Source organism: Dinoroseobacter sp. S375, assembly GCF_049800775.1.
Classification (GTDB): domain Bacteria; phylum Pseudomonadota; class Alphaproteobacteria; order Rhodobacterales; family Rhodobacteraceae; genus Dinoroseobacter.
The window spans coordinates 198,179-215,571 of sequence record NZ_JBNAFR010000005.1 but is presented as its reverse complement, the minus strand read 5'-3'; the positions used below and the strand labels follow the sequence as shown (position 1 = coordinate 215,571).

At 66.3% G+C, this 17,393-nt stretch carries 12 protein-coding genes; 7 read left to right on the top strand and 5 right to left on the bottom strand.

Annotated elements, in window-relative coordinates:
- Nucleotides 1-6: 6 nt before the first annotated feature.
- Entirely contained in the window at nucleotides 7-870 is an 864-nt protein-coding gene (locus tag ACP150_RS13500; RefSeq protein ID WP_424967179.1) for an LOG family protein, read from the bottom strand.
- A gap of 256 nt (nucleotides 871-1,126) precedes the next feature.
- Between ACP150_RS13500 and ACP150_RS13495 the strand changes: the two genes are divergently transcribed.
- The 3 genes from ACP150_RS13495 to ACP150_RS13485 all read left to right on the top strand — a co-directional run bounded on the left by ACP150_RS13495 (nucleotide 1,127) and on the right by ACP150_RS13485 (nucleotide 3,770).
- Nucleotides 1,127-1,786 carry a hypothetical protein gene (locus tag ACP150_RS13495; RefSeq protein WP_424967178.1) on the top strand — a complete coding sequence of 220 codons (660 nt, stop codon included), beginning with the start codon at nucleotides 1,127-1,129 and terminating at the stop codon, nucleotides 1,784-1,786.
- Between the two features lie 64 nt (nucleotides 1,787-1,850).
- Complete coding sequence (dapD, locus tag ACP150_RS13490) at nucleotides 1,851-2,678, top strand: 2,3,4,5-tetrahydropyridine-2,6-dicarboxylate N-succinyltransferase (RefSeq protein ID WP_424967177.1); 828 nt, start codon at nucleotides 1,851-1,853, stop codon at nucleotides 2,676-2,678.
- A 3-nt stretch (nucleotides 2,679-2,681) separates the two neighbouring features.
- Entirely contained in the window at nucleotides 2,682-3,770 is a 1,089-nt protein-coding gene (locus ACP150_RS13485) for a peptidoglycan-binding domain-containing protein (RefSeq protein ID WP_424967176.1), read from the top strand.
- A 181-nt stretch (nucleotides 3,771-3,951) separates the two neighbouring features.
- On the opposite strand, the gene ACP150_RS13480 is transcribed toward ACP150_RS13485, so the two are convergent.
- Nucleotides 3,952-4,809 (bottom strand): homocysteine S-methyltransferase family protein, encoded by an 858-nt coding sequence (locus tag ACP150_RS13480; protein WP_424967175.1) that lies wholly within the window; start codon nucleotides 4,807-4,809, stop codon nucleotides 3,952-3,954.
- A gap of 132 nt (nucleotides 4,810-4,941) precedes the next feature.
- Nucleotides 4,942-5,484, bottom strand: coding sequence for a hypothetical protein (locus tag ACP150_RS13475; protein ID WP_424967174.1), 543 nt, complete (start codon nucleotides 5,482-5,484; stop codon nucleotides 4,942-4,944).
- Nucleotides 5,485-5,718: 234 nt separating this feature from the next.
- Here ACP150_RS13475 and ACP150_RS13470 point away from each other — a divergent pair, with 234 nt between their 5' ends.
- The 4 genes from ACP150_RS13470 to ACP150_RS13455 all read left to right on the top strand — a co-directional run bounded on the left by ACP150_RS13470 (nucleotide 5,719) and on the right by ACP150_RS13455 (nucleotide 11,060).
- Entirely contained in the window at nucleotides 5,719-8,142 is a 2,424-nt protein-coding gene (locus ACP150_RS13470; protein ID WP_424967173.1) for a hypothetical protein, read from the top strand.
- On the top strand, nucleotides 8,139-8,768 hold the full coding sequence (locus tag ACP150_RS13465; RefSeq protein ID WP_424967172.1) for a hypothetical protein: 630 nt from the start codon (nucleotides 8,139-8,141) through the stop codon (nucleotides 8,766-8,768). Before ACP150_RS13470 ends, ACP150_RS13465 begins: the two co-directional genes overlap by 4 nt.
- A gap of 2 nt (nucleotides 8,769-8,770) precedes the next feature.
- Nucleotides 8,771-10,267, top strand: coding sequence for a type IV secretory system conjugative DNA transfer family protein (locus ACP150_RS13460; protein WP_424967171.1), 1,497 nt, complete (start codon nucleotides 8,771-8,773; stop codon nucleotides 10,265-10,267).
- A 73-nt stretch (nucleotides 10,268-10,340) separates the two neighbouring features.
- Nucleotides 10,341-11,060 (top strand): hypothetical protein, encoded by a 720-nt coding sequence (locus ACP150_RS13455; RefSeq protein WP_424967170.1) that lies wholly within the window; start codon nucleotides 10,341-10,343, stop codon nucleotides 11,058-11,060.
- On the opposite strand, the gene ACP150_RS13450 is transcribed toward ACP150_RS13455, so the two are convergent.
- A complete protein-coding gene (locus tag ACP150_RS13450) occupies nucleotides 11,035-16,146 on the bottom strand; it encodes an ankyrin repeat domain-containing protein (protein ID WP_424967169.1) in 5,112 nt (1,703 codons plus the stop codon). The two genes, ACP150_RS13455 and ACP150_RS13450, sit on opposite strands and share 26 nt — an antisense overlap.
- Before the next feature lie 135 nt (nucleotides 16,147-16,281).
- Nucleotides 16,282-17,316: a LacI family DNA-binding transcriptional regulator gene (locus ACP150_RS13445; RefSeq protein ID WP_424967168.1), complete on the bottom strand. Its 1,035-nt coding sequence runs from the start codon at nucleotides 17,314-17,316 to the stop codon at nucleotides 16,282-16,284.
- Nucleotides 17,317-17,393: the final 77 nt, after the last annotated feature.

Here is a 17,393-nt window from a genome sequence, read left to right as displayed (position 1 = left end):
TACGGGTCATTCGGCGCGCAGGGAGCGTCCGGGGAGGCTGTCGCGCCAGCCGGTTTCGCCATCCCAGCCGTCGATCAGGGCGATCGCCTCCTCGGCGCTGTCGACCATGCGGAAGAGATCGAGATCCTCGTCCGAGATCGTGCCGGCCTCGGCCAAGGCGTCCCAGTTGATGATCTCGCGCCAGAATTCCGAGCCGAAGAGCAGGAAGGGCACCCGCGCCATGCGGCCGGTCTGGATCAGGGTGAGCGATTCAAAGAGCTCGTCCAGGGTGCCGAACCCGCCGGGGAAGACCGCGATGGCCTTGGCGCGCATCAGGAAGTGCATTTTGCGGACGGCGAAGTAGTGGAAGTTGAAGCACAGATCCGGGGTGACATATTCATTCGGGGCCTGTTCGTGCGGGAGCACGATGCTGAGCCCGATGGACGCGCCGCCGGCCTCGTGGGCGCCGAGGTTTCCGGCCTCCATCACGCCGGGGCCGCCGCCGGTGACGATCACGTCCTCGCGGCCATAGCTCTCCATGCTTTTCTGGGTCATGGCATAGGCGAATTTGCGGGCCTCTTCGTAGAAGCCCGAGAGATCGGCGAGGGTCTTGGTGCGCGCGCTGTCCTTCTCGGCGGGGGAGGGGATGCGTGCGCCGCCGAACATCACGATCGTGCTTTCGACGCCGCGTTCATCCAGCACCATCTGCGGTTTCAGCAATTCGAGTTGCAGCCGGACCGGGCGCAGCTCTTCGCGGCACAGGAAATCGGGATCGTCGAAGGCCAGCCGATAGGCCGGCGCGCGGGTCTGGGGGGTGTCGGGGCTGCTATCGGCGGTTTCCACGTCCTGATGGGCGTCGCGGAACGGGCCGTGCTTGTGGTCGTCTTTCATCGGGCTGCCTGCTTGTGAACATGGACGCGCCGGGTCTGGGGTGGCACGGGGGAAAGGGGGCTGGAGCACAGTATATCGCCCCAAACTGGCGGGTTTCTGTGAAAACGCAAGGGGATGCTGCGGGGCTGCGTCCTCGGGTCCGGTCCGGGGCAGGCCGGATTGTCGGTCAAGCGTGGCAAAAACGTTGCGACATCGCCGGGGATCGGGCTAAGATTTTTGCCATGGCGGCTATTCAGCCTGCCTTCGGGGGACAAGGGTGGGACTACGCATTACTGTGGGACGCGCGTCGCTGGAGGCTGCGCCGTTCGAAAGATTTCAGGATTATCAGGGGTTTGCAGAGCATGTGGCGCCACGCCTCGTGCCACCACCTGCGCCGTTGAACATCTGGGATCATGATCGTCAGGACTGGAAAGCGCCCGTGCCGCGCGAACCGTTGGTTTTGCGCCCGGCGCTGCAATGCATGGTGCCCGATGGCTTCGGGATGCGCGACGCCGCTGCCGAGCAGGCGATGATGGCGCGCTTCTGTCACGGGCTGCAGGTCTCTCCCGGCGGGCTGCGGGACGCCATTGAGGCCGAATTGCCCCCGGCGGTCTTTCCCCTCGACCTTGCGCGGGTGCTGACCGAAGAGCAGCGGCAGCGCGGCTCCTGGGAGGTGATGGGACAGGCCCATTTCGAGCATTTCGTGCTGCGCGGCGCGGTCGGTCGGCTCGGGGATTGGATGCTGGTCACGCTGGCGGTGGATTTCACGCTTTCGGCCCGGGCCATGGCCGCGCCCCTGCGGGCGGCGAATGTCGAACGGGTGCCCGGGGATGTGGCCGAACGCATGTCCGAGTTCCTGACCCGCCACCCCCACGGCCCGGCCAGCAATGGCGCCAGCATACCCGCGCAGGGCGAGCAGGCCTCGGCGCGGCGCTGATTGCAGCGCTGGGCGGGACGGTCTATAGCCACCCAACCTGATCTTGCACGCTCGGAGGGGACCGATGTCCAACGCACAGCTCGAAACCGCGATTGAAGCCGCCTGGGAGGCGCGCGACACGATCACGCCCAACACCACGGGCGAGACCCGCGAGGCGATCGAGGACACGCTCAACGCCCTCGATAGCGGCGGATTGCGCGTCGCCGAGAAACAGGAAGATGGCAGCTGGCATGTGAACCAGTGGGCCAAGAAGGCCGTTCTGCTGGGGTTCCGCATCAAGGATATGGAACAGCAGGAGGGCGGTCCCCAGGGCGCGGGCTGGTGGGACAAGGTCGACAGCAAGTTCAAGGGCTGGGGCGACAACCAGTGGAAGGCTGCGGGCTTCCGCGCCGTGCCGAACTGTATCGTGCGCAAATCCGCCTTCATCGCGCCGGGCGTGGTGCTGATGCCGTCTTTCGTCAATCTTGGTGCCTATGTGGATGAGGGCACCATGGTCGACACTTGGGCCACGGTCGGCTCCTGCGCGCAGATCGGCAAGAACGTCCACCTGTCCGGCGGCGTCGGCATCGGCGGCGTTTTGGAGCCCATGCAGGCGGGCCCGACCATCATCGAGGATAACTGTTTCATCGGTGCGCGGTCGGAAGTGGTCGAAGGCTGCATCGTCCGCGAGGGCTCGGTGCTGGGCATGGGGGTCTTCATCGGCCAGTCCACCAAGATCGTGGACCGCGAGACCGGCGAGGTCATGTATGGCGAGGTCCCGCCCTATTCCGTCGTGGTAGCGGGCTCCATGCCGTCGAAGAACGGCATCAACCTCTATTGCGCGGTCATTGTGAAACGCGTCGATGAGCGGACCCGCTCCAAGACCGGGATCAACGAGCTCCTGCGGGACTGATACATGGGGCGCGGTCTGGTTGCATCGCTTCTGACCGCGCTTTTCCTCGCCACGGGCGCTTTGGCGTCGGAGCCGGGCGTCCAATGCCTGCAGTCCGTGTTGAACGCGGCGGGCCATGATGCCGGTCCGGAAGATGGTGAGATCGGGCCGCGCACCCGCGCAGCCCTGCGCCGGTTTCGCGCGGAGACCCCGCTTCCGGTCCTCCAATCCCTCACGCAGCGCAACGCGGTGGTCTTTTGCCGGTTGGCCGGGGAGGCACGACCGGAGCTCAAGCAGGTCTGGCCCGCGCGGGCGCAGCGATATGATGTCCGGTTTGGCGATGACGTGGATGCCGCGAACCGCCGTGACATCCGGACCGGGCTGGCCTTGTTCGAAGCCCTGCTCGAAGAGATGTCATTCCCGGAACTCCCGCTTACGGTGGATGTGCACATCGTCGGAAACAACGCGGATTTCCGCAGCGCTCTGAAGGCCGACCATGGGTTTTCCGACAAGGAGGCAGAACTCTGGTCCGACACCTCGTGCCGCGGGCCCGGAGACTGGGATGGGGTACACACCTGGAGCGGCGTCTTGATCTGTCTCGGTTCGGGGTCCGGTCCCGCAGACCGGGTGCGGCGACCGGATGTCTGGCGTGTGCTCGCCCATGAGCTGTTCCATGATGCGGAAACCCAATTGGCGGGGAAACGCCTCCGAACAGAGCTTCCGAACGGGATGGTCAGCCCGCTCGGCCCAGCCTGGTTCCGGGAAGGCAGTGCAGAGTTCGTCGAATGGGCGATCACCTATGGTCTCTCGGATCGCAAGCGCATTGGTCGGAGCGTCGGCTGGTTCTCCGATGGCTACCGGGCTGGCTTGCCGCCTCTGGAGGAGTTGCGCTTGTTTCCCCTGGAGGGGCGTCTGGCGTCCGAGGCCTATGACGCCGGCGCTCTCGCGGTCTATCATCTGACGGATCGAGGCTATGAGGGTGCCATCGCGGATTACTACAAGGGGATCGGTCTTGGTCTGGAGCCGAGCCGAGCATTTGAGGCTGCGTTCGATATTGGTCTTGTCGAATTCATGAACCATTTCGCGGAGGTCGCGCCCTCTGCCTCCGAGTAGCGCGGCGATCGGTATTTGCGGGCCAGCCACGCGGAGCGTTTCGATGCGGCAAGTGCCTCGCGTCCGAGATCGGTGGTCGCCAGGCAGGTCCGGGCTCTTGCGCGCGGCGGGCCAAGCCGCGCGTTCCGTCTGGCGGATGTTTGCGCGCGGGTCGGTTGGCAAACCGGCCTGAGGCGCGGGTTCAGGTCAGCCGCCGGGCCAGTTCCGCGATATGGGCGGGGCCGACTTCGCAGCAGCCGCCGATGATCGTCGCACCCTTGGCGGCCCAGTCCTCGGCGAAGGCGGCATAGGCATCGGGGGTGAGGTCCGTGCGCGCCGAGAGGTTCTTGACCGTCGCGCCGACCTGCACGAAGCTCTCGGTGATCCGGGTGAAGCCGTTGGCATAGGCGCCGAAGGGGATGTCCACCCCGCGGATCACATCGAGCGCGGTGCTCACCGCTTCGGGGGTGGAGCAGTTCACCAGCAGGGCATCGACCCCGTCGGCCCAGTCCATCACCTCGTCCAGCGGCTCGCCCGAGCGCAGTTTGGTTCCGTCCACATCGTCCACCGAGACCGCGAGCCAGACCGGCTTGCCATGGCCGAAAGCGCCGGTCAGCGTCGCGCGGATCTGTGCGATGGATGCGGCGGTTTCGATCAGGAACAGGTCCACGAGCGGGGCCTGAATGCGGCAGATCTCTTCGAAGCGGTCGATGGCATTCTCTGGCAGGCGGTCGGTCTGGTAGGAGCCGTTCAGCGGGCCGAGCGCCCCGGCCACGCGTCCGCCACCGGCCGCATCCCGGGCCTCTGCGGCGAGGGTGCAGGCGGTGCGGTGCAGGCTGTCGAACTGCGCATCGAGCCCGGCGGGGCGCAGCCTGTCATGGTGGATGCTATAGGTGTTCGCGGTGGCCACGCTGGCCCCGGCGGCGAAAAAATCGTCATGGACCGCGCGCACCAGCTCGGGCGTGTCCAGCATCACCTGGGTCGCCCAGAGCGGTGTCGGCTCTGCCGTGCTCCGCGCGATCAGTTCCTGACCCATGCCGCCATCCAGGATCGTGATCATTTTCCATCTCCCACTTCGTATCGGCACCAGATGGGGCGCGATGGGGGCTCTGTCCAGTGACTTTCTGTTGAGACGGGCGCGCACAAGCCCGATTTGCGCCGCGCGGCGGGCGGGGCCGGAGCTTTGGCGCGATCACGGGACCCAGGTGAAACCGTCCGCGTCGAACCTGAGATGCAGCACGGGCTTGCCCGCCGCGCGCGCTGCGGCGACCACCGATCCGGTGCCGCCCGGCTTGCCCGGCGCGCCGTCCCAGATCGCGAGGACCCGGTCGACCCGCGCGACAAGCGCCATGGCGAGCGCGGTCCAATCCACCGGCGGTGTCTGTCCCAGCGTTTCCACCTGCGCGCGGGCGATGAGCGCGTCGAACCGCGCGGGGTCCATGACCGGGGCGATGTTGGCGCGCCAATGGGCCTCTCCCGCAGGGAGCAGCCCGAGCAGCCCACGATCAGCAGGCCAGGCCTCGGCAGTGATGGTGTCGGCCCCCTCGGCGAGGCAGGACATCAACCGGCAGGCAGGATGCACCCGGGCGAACAGGGACCGGCTCAGGATCGCCAACTGCTCCTGATCGGGCGGGGTCAGGCGGTCAAGCCGGTGACCTGTCACCCCGAGCACCCCTTCGGTCGCAACAAAGGCGCGGGCAAAGCCGGGGACGGGGTCTGATTGATCTGCAGTCATGGCGCGCTCGGGCCCTCTTGGTGCTGGTTCGGCACGGTTTTTTCTAGGCGCGCTCCGAAACTTGGTGTTCACTCCCCCGAAAGGCCCGGCCCCGTCCGTGGTCAGGACGCGACGACACAAGACGAGACAGGCGCGCAGGGTCTTGTGCCCATGGATGGCCCGGCGTGACCCGGCAGAGGATGTGAGACGATCAAAGGCAGTTTTCCTACAGTCCGACAAGTCCTGAACTGGCTGTTGCGGTATCTCGGCGTTCTTCTGTTCTTCGTGGTTTTGGGCACCGGGTATTACGGCTACCGGATCTGCGACCCCGAGGACGGGTTCTGGCACACGCTCTACAAGTCGGTGCAGCACTTCGCCCTGACCTCGGAAATGACCTGCGCGATCGATCCGAGCGCTGGCGCGGGCTCAGGCCAGACCGCGATCAACCTGTCGCGCTTCGGGGCGGCCTTCCTGCTGATCTTTGCGGCGGTGCGGCTGCTGTCCTCGTCGATCTGGACCTATTGCAAGCTGTGGACCCAGTCCCTGAACCTGTTCGGCGACCGCCATGTCCTGATCGGCTATGGCGCAGTCAATCAGGAGATCGCGCGGGAGCGGGTCTCGAAGGGGTGTCGCCTGACCATCGTCGCGCGCAGCTTCGATGATGCGGCCAAGGCCTTTGCCGCGAGGTACCGGATCGTGCTGGTGGATCGCGACATTCGCGACGAGAACGCCTTGCAGGGCCTGTTTTTGCACCGGGCGCACAGGGTGATCATCGCTGCCGGGGATGACAGCCTGACCATGGAAACCGCGCAGATCGTCTCGGGCATCCTCAAGGCCCGGCAGCCCGAGGCCCGGACCAAGGACGTCGTCTTTGCGCATTTCACCAATGCCGAGGTGCATCGCCAGCTTCAGCTGACCTCGGATGCGGGGATCAAGGCCGAGCGCGGCTATCAGGGCTTTGCCATCCGGGAAGAGACCGCGCGCTATTTCTTTGCCCGGACCTGGCTGGCTGAACGCGCCGTGCGGGCGCAGCCCGCCCCGGGGCAGGCCCGCCCGCAGCTGCATCTGGTCGTCGTGGGGGCCGGGGATCTGGGGATGGCCATGACCCGCGAGGCGGTGATCCATGGCTGTTCGGCCCGGCTCGGGCGGCCCAAGGTTACCGTCGTTGACCGCGATCGCAGCGGTGGCCGCGACCGGTTCCGGGCGGTGATGCCCCATCTCTTTGACGGCACGCTGCCGCCCGAGGACTGTCCGGATATCCAGTTCGTGCAATGTCTGGCCGAGGATCTTTGTCAGGAGGATCTCAAGGACGGGGTGCCGATCACGGCGTGGATCCTGTGCTGTACGGATGATGCGACCAATATGGCGCTGGCCATGCGGCTGGAGAGCGAGATGCGGCGCGGTCTGCGCCCGCCCGCGCCGATCTATCCGCGGGTCTGGCAGTCGAATGTGCGCGACGGGGGCCGCCACCGGATCGGGCAGGAGGATCCCTGGCATCTGGTGGCACCTTTCGGCGGGATGCAGGATGTGATCCCCACCCTGAGCATTCTCGACGACACATGGGGCGATATCGCCAAGAGCATCCACGCGCATTACGACGCCACCGTGCAGGACAACCTGCGCAAATCCGGGCTGAGCGATGTGCTGCGCCAATACGGGCCGCCGCCCTGGGGGCCGGAGGACGGACCACCGGAGCCGGATCGCGCCCGGCTGACCGCCGCGTGGCACAATGAGCGGCAGCGCTTTCGCGGTGCTTGGGCGGATCTGACGGATGATGCGAAGCTGGCCAATCAGGATGCCGCTTATCAGGCCGCGCTGCGCCTGTGGGAGCTGGGCTTTGACTGGAAGACCCGGCACCGGGGCGGCCTGCCCACCCTTGGCCATGCGGCGATCGACCGGATCTTTGCGCCTGAACGGCTCGCGGATCTCGGGCCGGAGACATCTCTGGGCGCGGTCTGCGCGGCGGAGCATCGGCGCTGGATGGTCGAGCGGGCCATGCGCGGCTGGTCCGCGGTCAAGCCGGGGGAGCGTCGCCGCAACGCGATGAAGCTCCATGTCGATTTCCGCCCCTATGCGGAGCTCTATGACTTGGCCCGGCACCCCGCCGCGCCCGAGGCTCTCACCGCGCCGGAGCGGGCCGCCAATGCGCAACGTCTGGATGCCGCGAGCCTGCGCGGGATCGTCGCCGCGCTGGAACAGGTGGAGCAGGGCTATCCGGCGCGGGAGGTCACCCTGCCGGACAGTGTCCCCCTGCTGGACATCCCGCGCCTGCCCGAGAACAGCGCGGTGATGGTGATCGATGTCACCACGCCGCCATCCTTTGCCCCGCCCACCGACGCCGAAGGCCCCGAGGCCGAAGCCCGCGCCCGTGCGGAGGCCGAGGCGTATGCGAAGCGCGCCGTGGCCTGTGTCGAAAGCCTGCGGAGTTGGGCCCGGCCCAATACCGACGCCCCCTCTCAGGACCGGGCCTTTGCGATCCACCTGCGGGAGACCGCCGAAGGGGCCTTTGCCCACAGCCTGCACCGGGCGGCCTTCGAACGCCTGCTCGAGATCTGCCACGCCTATGACGTGGCGCTCAGCGTCGCGCATACGGATCTGACACAGGCGCGCGCCGCCATTGCCCGGGATATGTCCGGGGAGGGGCCCGAGACCCGGAAAGACACCACCGAGACACCATGACAGACAGTTCATTCCCCGCCGCCCTTGATGGCGACTGGCACGACATTTCCGACGAGACGGCGCGTCTTCTGACCGAGCGGATCTACGATTTCGGCGTGCTCTCCCGCAAACGCAGGGTCCGCAGGATGCGGGCCATGGCCCTGCCGTTTTTTGCCGAGCATATCCTGTGCGATATGGAGACGACCCAGTTGGGGCAGGCCACGGAATGGGTCTCCTGCCTCTATGGGTCGGACGGGGCGCGGGCGCTCACCGGGGATTCCGCCGTGATCCACGGGATCAATGCGCGCGAGGATCCCAACCTCGCCGATCCGGCGCTCGAGATGGCCTATCTGCAGTTTTTCTGCCGGTTCGTGCACGGAGACGAGGGCCCGTTCGAGATCGTCACCGGGCCCGAGCAGGTGGCGGGTGACGTGACGGCCGAGATCGCGCCCCCACGCAAGGATGCCGAAACCGGGCTCTGGTCGGCTTCGGTGCTCTATGGCGGGACCCTCTTCGAGGCTGCCTTCAAGATCGAGACCAATGGCCAGGTGAACATGGAAAGCGATACGCCCGTGGCGGAAGACGTGGGCCGCGTTCCGGATGTCATTTTTGACAAGGCGGCGCGCCGCCTGCGCAGGGAGGCGTGAGCATGCCCAACCGATCCCTTCCCTTTCCTGTCGATGTGGTGCTGCGGAAATACCCGCCGCAACTGCCCGGCGACGGCCTGCTCGTGGGCTGGTCCATGGAGGCCGAGCACGCGCGCGCGCCCGTCGGCTTCAACTTCGGAGACCCGGATATCACGCCGCAGGACGGCTATGTCGACCCGATCCTGATGGATCCCGAGGGCCATCTGATCACCATCGCGCCGACCGGGGCGGGCAAGGGGGTGGGCTGCATCATCCCCGCGCTTTTGCGCCATAACGGCCCGGTGATCGTCGTCGACCCCAAGGGGGAGAATGCCGCCGTCACCGCCCGCGCCCGCCGGGAGCGGGGGGAAACCGTTGTCGTGCTCGACCCGATGGGAATCACCGGCGAAGAGCCGGGCGGGTTCAATCCGCTCGACCTGATCCGCCCCAACAGCGCCGAGAGCGTGGACGAGGCGACCGCGCTGGTCATGGCGCTTTTGCCGGACAGTATCGACGGCACCAAGAACCAGTTCTGGGTCTCGCGGGCGCGCCAGCTTCTGCTGGGTGTGGTGCTCCATGTGGTGACGGATCTGCCGCGCGAGAAACAGACCCTGATGGAGGTGCGCGCGATCATCCACGAGATGACCACACAGCAGGCGGTGGTCGCCAAGCGGTTGCGCCAGTCGCGGCACCCGGAGGTCCGCCTGATCGAGGGCGCGCTGTCCATCGGGGCGTCCGAGACCCTTGGCGGGATCATCGCCTTCGCCCAGGAGGGGATCGATTTTGTCCGCGGCCCTCTGGTGCAATTCGTGCTGGAACACTCGACCTTCGATCTGGAAAAGATCGTGCGGGGCGATCCGCTGTCGCTCTATATCGTGATGCCGCCTCACATGCTGCAAAGCCATGGCCGCGTGCTGCGGCTGTGGATCGGGGCCCTGATTCAGTTGATCCTGCGCCGCCGGACCAAGCCGCCGAAATCCACGCTCTTCGTGCTGGACGAGGCGGCACAGCTCGGCACGCTCGACGAGTTGCGGACCGCCATCACCCTGCTGCGCGGCTACGGGTTGCAAACCTGGAGCTTCTGGCAGGATGTCAGCCAGCTCAAGCAGCTCTACCCGCTGGACTGGCAGACCATGGTCAATAACAGCCGGGTGTTTCAGGCCTTTGGCGCCAACAATCTCAGCGCGGCCGAGAGCATGTCCGAGCTGGTCGGCTTCGTCTCGGGGCGACAGTTTCTCGACATGGAACGGGGCGAGATGCTGTTGCAGATTGCCGGGGACGAGGCGGTGGTCGCGCGGCTGCCGAACTACCTCACCGACCCGGTTTTCGAGGGGCAGTTTGATCCCAACCCCTTCTTCGACCCCGATTTCGAACCAGCCCCGCCGCCCCGGATGAGCCGCGCCTATCTGCGCAAGACCCGCACCATCGCGGATCCGGGGTCGGATGTGCAGGCCAGATTGCGCCCGAACCCGCTGGACCGGTACATCCATGATCGGCTTCTGAAGGAGCTCGCGTCATAGGCCGCGCGCCTTGGGGCTATGCGGGGCGGGCATTTTTTGTTGAACTGGCCCTGCGCGAACATAAGGGACAACGATGAAGACAATCGCCTTGAAGCCCGGATTTTCCGACGCGCGGCTCGTCGTTCCCAACCCGTTCGAGGGGGTCTCGCCGGACCCCGTTCCCGAAGGGATCAAGGCCGCGACCCAGGCCCGGGACCTGCAGACCTGCCGGGCCTGCGGCTTTGCGTCCGACCGGTTCATGGAGGTGGTTCCGCGCATTGTGCCCGCCGTCGTGCCGGAGGATTACGTCACCCTTTGCCGGGCGTGTTGGTTGGTCGAGAACCTCGACGTCGCGGCGATGAATGCCGCAGGGGATCCGATCTGGGCGCCGGAGCTCGACCAGCTCGAGATCAACCGCACCATGCCGCTTCTCTATGTGCAGCGGGTCTCGCCGCAGGGCCATGGGCGCGGGGCCATCGACCGCGTCGTCGAGATCTTCAAGGAGCGCCGCACCGAGGCCCTGACTCGGCTGGGCGGCAAGGAGGGCGACAGTTTTGTGGAGGTTCTGTCCAAGGGTTCCACCTCGGCGCGCCCCTCGGAGGCGGTGCTGGACCAATGGGACAGCGGGTTCCGCTTCTGGCCGCTGGATCGCTGGATCCAGCGTGCGGGTCAGCACGAGTTCAACGCCTATCCCAGCATGATCGCCCATTGGCGCCGTCGGCTCGCGACGGACACTCCGGGCAATTACGGTGTGGCCGCGATCGCGCAGGACTGGCTGACCCGGCTGTCTAGGACAGGGGACAATCAAGCTTGAAGGGCAGGTCGGCGGCGATGGGCTCGTCCTCGACCATCCTGACCATGCCGCCGGGCTGGACGGCGAACTGGGCTATGAAGATCGCGTTGGAATAATAGATCACGGCGTTGACCAGATAGTCCCCCTGCGGGTTCATCCCGTCGAAACTGAGCGGGCGCGCGGTCCCCTCGACGACGCTGCGCAGGGTGGGTTCCCGGATCGAGAGCAGCGGGTCCGCGGCATCCTCGAGCACGTAGAACGGGCCTTCCTCGCCGCGCACGAAGAAGCAGAAGTAGCGCAGGTAATCCGCCACGTTCTGTTCATTGATCTTCACCGGAGCCTTGGCGTTCACCTCGTGGATCGGGGGCGATGTCCCGTTGAGCCGGAACAGGTTCTCGCCATCCCGCAGATAGCACAGGGCGAGCTTGGGCTTTCTGAGGCTCTTGTCGCGCAACTGGATCAGCTCGACCGTGTCGTACCAGGGCAGGCTGCGGCGATGGCATTCGACAGTCTCGAGGTTCAGTTTGTAGCGCCCGTCCACCGGATTGATCTTCTCGATGAAGGCGGCAAGCTCCTCTCCGGCGACGGGCTGCCAGAGGGCCTTCTTGCGGTCGTGATGGGCGTAGACATCGCTGGCCAGACCGTGTTTGCGCGATTGGGTGACCGTGTCGACCGTGCCCGACTTGGGGGGGCGGACCCTCGGGACGGGCGCCGGGGCAGGTTTCACGGCGGTATCGTCACGGGCTGACGCCTTGTCCTGACCCGTGGGCGGCGGGGCGGGGGCCGGGGCGGGCGTTTCGGCCTCCGGCGGGGCTTGGGGGAACAGGATCTCTTCAAGCCGCGCCGCCGGTGCGAGCGGGACCTTGGGCAGGACCTGCTGCTGGCGGGCGCGCTGACCGCTGTAATAGACCGAGAGCGGTATCTGCGTCACAGGATCGGTGATGTCGCCGTCGCCCGAGGCCGTCAGCAAAAGCGCGGCACAGTCGAACTGACCATGCTCGACCGCCTGCCAGACGAGCTTGGCCAGGGGCAGGGATTTCACGCCGGTATTCTCGATCAGCTGCGCCAGTGAGCTTTCCGCACCGGCCAGGGTCGCCAGGGTATGGGCGGTGATCTCGTCCCGGTCGCGCATGGGGCGTTGCGGGATCACGCTGTCCTCGCTCAGCAGCCACGCGACCAGCTCGTGATGGTCGTATTGCGCCGCGATCATCAGGGGGGTCAGGCCGCGCCGGTCATAGCCATCGACCGGATAGCCCAGCTTGACCAGCTTCTGCGCAATCGGGGTGGGGCCTCCGCGTGCGGCCATGTGCAGGGCCTCGGGGCAGTCGGTCACCAGCGCGTCCCCGCCCCACGCATCGAGCAGGACCGAGGCGCTCCGGAACCGCCCGGCGAGACAGGCCAGCTCCAGCGCGGTCAGGCCCTTCCCGTCGGTTGCGCTGTGATCGAAGGCGCCGTGGGACAGAAGGATCGAGAGTTGCTTCATCTGCCCGTTCGCCGCCGCGACATGCAGGGGCGTGCGGCCGAAGACATCCCTGAGATCCTCGGGCAGATCCGAGTTCAGCAGGAACCGCGTGAGATTGTCGAAATCCTCGGCCACGGCATCATGCAGCAGGGTGAGCTTCTGGGTGTCGGTCACGCGGGAGCGATGGACATAGTCGAATTTCCGCGCCGGGTCATTGCCCGCAATCAGCATCGCCGCCGACAGGTCATCGCGCCGGACCGCCGCCTGAAGCGGCGTGTCATTGGAGGTGTCGCGCAGGGTGAGATCCGTCACCCGCGCCAGCAGATCGACGCACTCCGCGTGCTCTTTCTCGATGGCCATGTGCAGGGGCGTCTTGTTGCGGCGGTTCTGCGTATTCGGATCCGCGCCGGCCTCCAGCAGGGCCTTGAGGCAGCGCGTGTCGTTTTTCTCCACGGCCACATGCAGCGCTGTCCACTCCGCCAGCTTGAGCTGGGTCATGTTGGGCACCGGCTTCTCGAGCTCGGTCCGGATCTTGACGATCGTCTTGCTGTCCCAGGCGTAGTTCATCTTGGTATTCGGGCCGGGCGCGTCGCCGCGCGCCATCTCGTGGGTGAGATAGCTGGCGGTCACCGGATGGCCGTGCAGCACCGCAAAATGGAGCGCCGTGGCCCCGGCCGCATTGGGCTGGGTGACCGGGACGCCCGCCTCGACCAGGGCCTTCACGAAGTCCAGCGCGCCATTCGCCGCCGCGATATGGAGCGCGGTCATCCCGAAGGGCTCCTCGGCATCCGGATCGATGCTCGTGTTCAGATCAGCCCGGCCGATGAGACGGTCGAGGGAGGTGCATTGCCCCTGGGAGGCGGCGAACATGGTCGGCGTCCAGCCAGACTTGTCGCGCACATCCGGAGGGGTGTCGCAGCTGTCCAGATAGAATTCGACCAGCGCAGAGCGCCCATGGCTCGCCGCCAGATGGATCGGGTGACAGGGCTGGTCGCGGGGGATGGCCCCGGCCTTGATCAGCTTCTGCGTGAAGGCGACTTCCCCGCCGATAGCGGCGAAATGAATGGGATAGTAGCCGTCATCCACCTCGATATCGGCCTTGGCACCGAATTCGAGCAGCGTGTCGAGCACCTCGTGGTTGCAGTTGAAACAGGGGGCGATAAGGGCCGTGCGGCCGTCCTCGCGCGTGATGTCCACGGCCTCCGGATCCGTGCTGAGCATTTTGCGCAGGATGTCCGCGCGCCCGTAAAGCGCCGCCAGATGCAGGCGCGGGGTCTTGAAGCGGGACTTCTGCACGATCTCGCGCGGTTGCGAGACCTCGTGCAGCACGGCAAGGCAGAAATCCCGGAGCATGGCGTCCTTCGGCTCCGGCTCCGGGGTGAAATAGGTGTTGAACCGGTGGATCCAGCGCCCCAGCAGATCGCAGGCCGCGCTGCCATGCTCGGCCACCTGATAGGTGTCGAGGGCGCGCCCTTCCTTCCAGCGGCGCGCGTCCACTTCCATCTCCTGCGCCAGACGATAGAGCGGGCGTTCGCGCTCCATGAACTCCGCCGCTTCGGGCCATTTCTTGAGCACGGTCTCATGGACCAGCCGCACCTTGCCCTCGCCTTCATCCATTAAGAGCCGGTACTTGCGCAGGGCCCGGGCCAGCAGCGCCTCGTCCCCTGTGCTGGGCATCTGGATGGCGGGGAGGGAGAATTGCGTGTCCTCCTCGGCGCCCCCGCCCGCCCAGCGCACCAGCTTGCGCAGCAGGTCATCCAGCGTGCTCTCCTGGGTCTTGAGGGCGTTTTTCTGTTTCGCCTCCTGCATGGCCAGCTCGGCCAGCTTCGAGATCACCCCGTCCAGGTCGGCATGCTGTTTCGCAGCCGCCAGCGTGATCTTGACCGGGCTCGTGTCATAGCCCTGGCGCGCCGCGGCGAGCTGCATGTCCGCCGAGGCATCCGTCTGGCCGTCCGGCCCTTGGGGCGTGGCGGTCTTCTCGTGCTTCTTCTTCCAGCCCGGCTCGCCGACCTCCAGGTGGATCTGTTCCAGCACCAGCGAGACAAGCGGCATGACGCGGCCCGCATAGCGGCCCTTCTCGTCGGATTCGATCCGGCGCACTTGGGCCAGCAGGTGGGACAGCAGATCATCCGCCAGATAGCTGTGATTGATGATCTCGAAGGGGCGCATCATGATCCCGCGCAGATCCTTGGCGCTGGGCACTTTCAGATCGTATTCGTGGCAGGAGGTCCGATCCCACAGGGGCGCGAGCTTGGGATGCTCCTGCATCTTCTGCAGCCGCCGCTCCCGCAGGGTGGCGGCGACGAAGATGTGCCTGGCGGCGGGGGCCTGCACGATGAAGTCGACGAAACTGGCCCATGGTGCCTTGCGGTCCCGGTCATGGAGCATGTCCACGATTTCCTCGAACTGGTCGATGCCGAGGATCAGGCGATGGGGTTGTCCGGTCTCGTCGGACTGGCTTTCGGCAACCAGCCGGTCGAGGGTGTCGACCACGAAGGCGCCCCGGGCCTCCTGTGTGCAGCTGTCATAGGCGCGGGACTGAGCCTTCATGACATCCGGGCCGGGCAGGGCCTTGTAAAAGGTCTGGTGGATTGCGGTGATGGCCAGATCAAACAGCGCCTTGAGCGGGTCATTGCCCGGTGACAGGGCGGCTTTGGACAGCAGTTGGTTGGGGCGGAACACGGCCTGGCTGTAGCGCCCGGTGACGCGAAACGAGGTCACCAGCTCGCCGATGATGCCCGCGCGCAGGAAAGACGACTTGCCGACGCCGGAGCTCCCCTTGACCCAGTAGAATTGCGGCGCATCCGGGGTGTCGAAGGCCCGTTCGATCAGGCTGACCGCCGCTTCCACCTCGTCCTCGCGGCCGAAATAGGATGCGTGGTCCTTCACGTCGTAGCTGCGCAGACCCAGGAAGGGATTCGTGCCGACCTCCGCATGGCTGCCGGTGAAGCCGTTATTGCGCAGCCAATACCGGTAGGCCTCCTCGATCTCGTCATGCTGCGGAATGAAGCGCAGCTCATGGCCGGACAGGTTCAGGTACTGCGCGAAATTCGCCAGCATCTGCCGTTGCAGGGACAGCTCATCCTGGGCCTGCCGGAGTTTCTTCTTCTGTTTCCTGAGTTGCGCGTATGTGTCATCCCAGAGCTGGTCATTGCCCCAGGGCGCGTCCTCTGCATCGTCGAATTCCAGCACCTCCTTGGGGGAGGCGAAGCACAGGAAGGAGGGCAGGCGGCGTTCCGAGCCCTGCGCGTCGAGGCGGGCCTGCCCGGCGATCGCGCAGAGCACCTCGAACGTGCTGCCGGTCAGGGGAAACCCGCCATCCTCCTCGGCGCCGTCGATCCATGGGTGGACGAGGCGATAGCGCTTGCCGTTTCGTTTGATGCCGCTGATCAGGTCCGGCAGGTCGCTGAGCATCCCCTTGTCCGAGTTGGAATGCAGATCCTTGCCGATCTTCTCGCCGAAGAAGGCGACGAGCCCTTCCGAGAGCTTGTCATCCGGGCGGCAGATCAGCTCCTGGATGGGCTTGGAATCCGTATCCTCCAGCTCGGCGTCTTCGTATTTGTAGATATGGATCCCGAGGGAGCGCCCGCCCTGCCGGTTCATGTCCTCGAAGATCGACGAGGCCATGCGGCGCAATTTGACCATGTCTCCGGGCGACGCAACGAATAGTGACGGTGTGTCCAGACTCGGAAAACTAGCCATTCAAATCCCTTTGATTGGGCAGAGCTTAGCCACGGGCCTGAATTCAGACAATAGGTCTGTCCGCTGGTCCGGAGGGGGCTATCCGCGTGGTTGCCGGCTGGAGGCGCGCACCACCAGTCGCGGTTCCGGTCCGGGGATCGCCGCGCCGGGTGCCGGGCCTGCCATGGTCTCGACCAGTTGCCGGGTGGCGAGGGTCGCCACCGCTTCGAGTTTCAGGTCCACCGCCGTCAGGGGCGGGGATTCGGTCTGGGCGCGCACCCCGTCATAGCGGGTGACGACCCGCACCTTGTCCGGCACCGTCAGGCCATGGTCGCGCAGGGCCTGCATCACCCCGGTGGCCATGGCATCCGTGGGCACGAGCACCCCGTCGAACATCTCGCCCCGGGAGATGAGCGTACTCAGGGCGGCGGCCGCTCCCGCCTCGGCCTGATCCTCGGGGACCTCGATCATGATCTCGGCCATGCCCCTGCGCCGGGCCGCCGCGCCATAGGCGGCCTTGAAGGCGAGATTGCTGGGCCGGGAACTGGCCCCGACGATCAGCGGAAACCGCGTGGCCCCGACCTCGAAGAGATGCGCGATCAGCAGTTCGGCAATCGCCGGGTAGTCCAGATCCACATGGGGAATCTCGGCATCTGGCGGTCGGCCGATGCAGACCGTGGGGATCCCGGCGCGGATCAGGCGGCTGAGCACCGGATCATCCGCGGCAGGTTCCACCACCAGCGCGCCATCCATGGCGATGGTGTCCAGGGTCTCTTCGGGGTTGGCAATCGGCGGGACGAGGATCAGGGCGGTGTTCCGCGCCATGGCCGCGACGGCGGCGGAGGCTGCGATTTCCATCAGGAACCCGAGCTTGGACGGGCCGGCCGCCACGGCAAAGGGCATCGAGGAGAAGATCGCGATCGTGTTGGTCTGCCCGGTCCGCATCCGGCGCGCGGCCTGGTTGGGGCGGTATCCGAGCTGCTGGATGGCGGCCTCGATCCGGTCGCGGGTATCTGCATCCACCTTGCGCTTGCCACTGAGCGCGTTGGACACCGTGCCCGGCGACACCCCCGCCGCCTGAGCCACATCGATCACGGTCGGGCGCTTTCCCGGGGATTTCCGAGGGGGTGTCATACGCGGTCTGCCTTCGAAATGGTCAATTCGGCCTGCTGTGAGCGGTTTGCAGGCAGCGCAGGGCGTGGTCTGCCTGC

Bases quoted from the DNA above. Each gene is read 5' to 3' on its own strand.
- ACP150_RS13500 (WP_424967179.1), bottom strand. From the start codon at position 870: ATGAAAGACGACCACAAGCACGGCCCGTTCCGCGACGCCCATCAGGAC.
- dapD (WP_424967177.1), top strand. From the start codon at position 1,851: ATGTCCAACGCACAGCTCGAAACCGCGATTGAAGCCGCCTGGGAGGCG.
- ACP150_RS13485 (WP_424967176.1), top strand. From the start codon at position 2,682: ATGGGGCGCGGTCTGGTTGCATCGCTTCTGACCGCGCTTTTCCTCGCC.
- ACP150_RS13480 (WP_424967175.1), bottom strand. From the start codon at position 4,809: ATGATCACGATCCTGGATGGCGGCATGGGTCAGGAACTGATCGCGCGG.
- ACP150_RS13475 (WP_424967174.1), bottom strand. From the start codon at position 5,484: ATGACTGCAGATCAATCAGACCCCGTCCCCGGCTTTGCCCGCGCCTTT.
- ACP150_RS13465 (WP_424967172.1), top strand. From the start codon at position 8,139: ATGACAGACAGTTCATTCCCCGCCGCCCTTGATGGCGACTGGCACGAC.
- ACP150_RS13460 (WP_424967171.1), top strand. From the start codon at position 8,771: ATGCCCAACCGATCCCTTCCCTTTCCTGTCGATGTGGTGCTGCGGAAA.
- ACP150_RS13455 (WP_424967170.1), top strand. From the start codon at position 10,341: ATGAAGACAATCGCCTTGAAGCCCGGATTTTCCGACGCGCGGCTCGTC.
- ACP150_RS13450 (WP_424967169.1), bottom strand. From the start codon at position 16,146: ATGGTCAAATTGCGCCGCATGGCCTCGTCGATCTTCGAGGACATGAAC.
- ACP150_RS13445 (WP_424967168.1), bottom strand. From the start codon at position 17,316: ATGACACCCCCTCGGAAATCCCCGGGAAAGCGCCCGACCGTGATCGAT.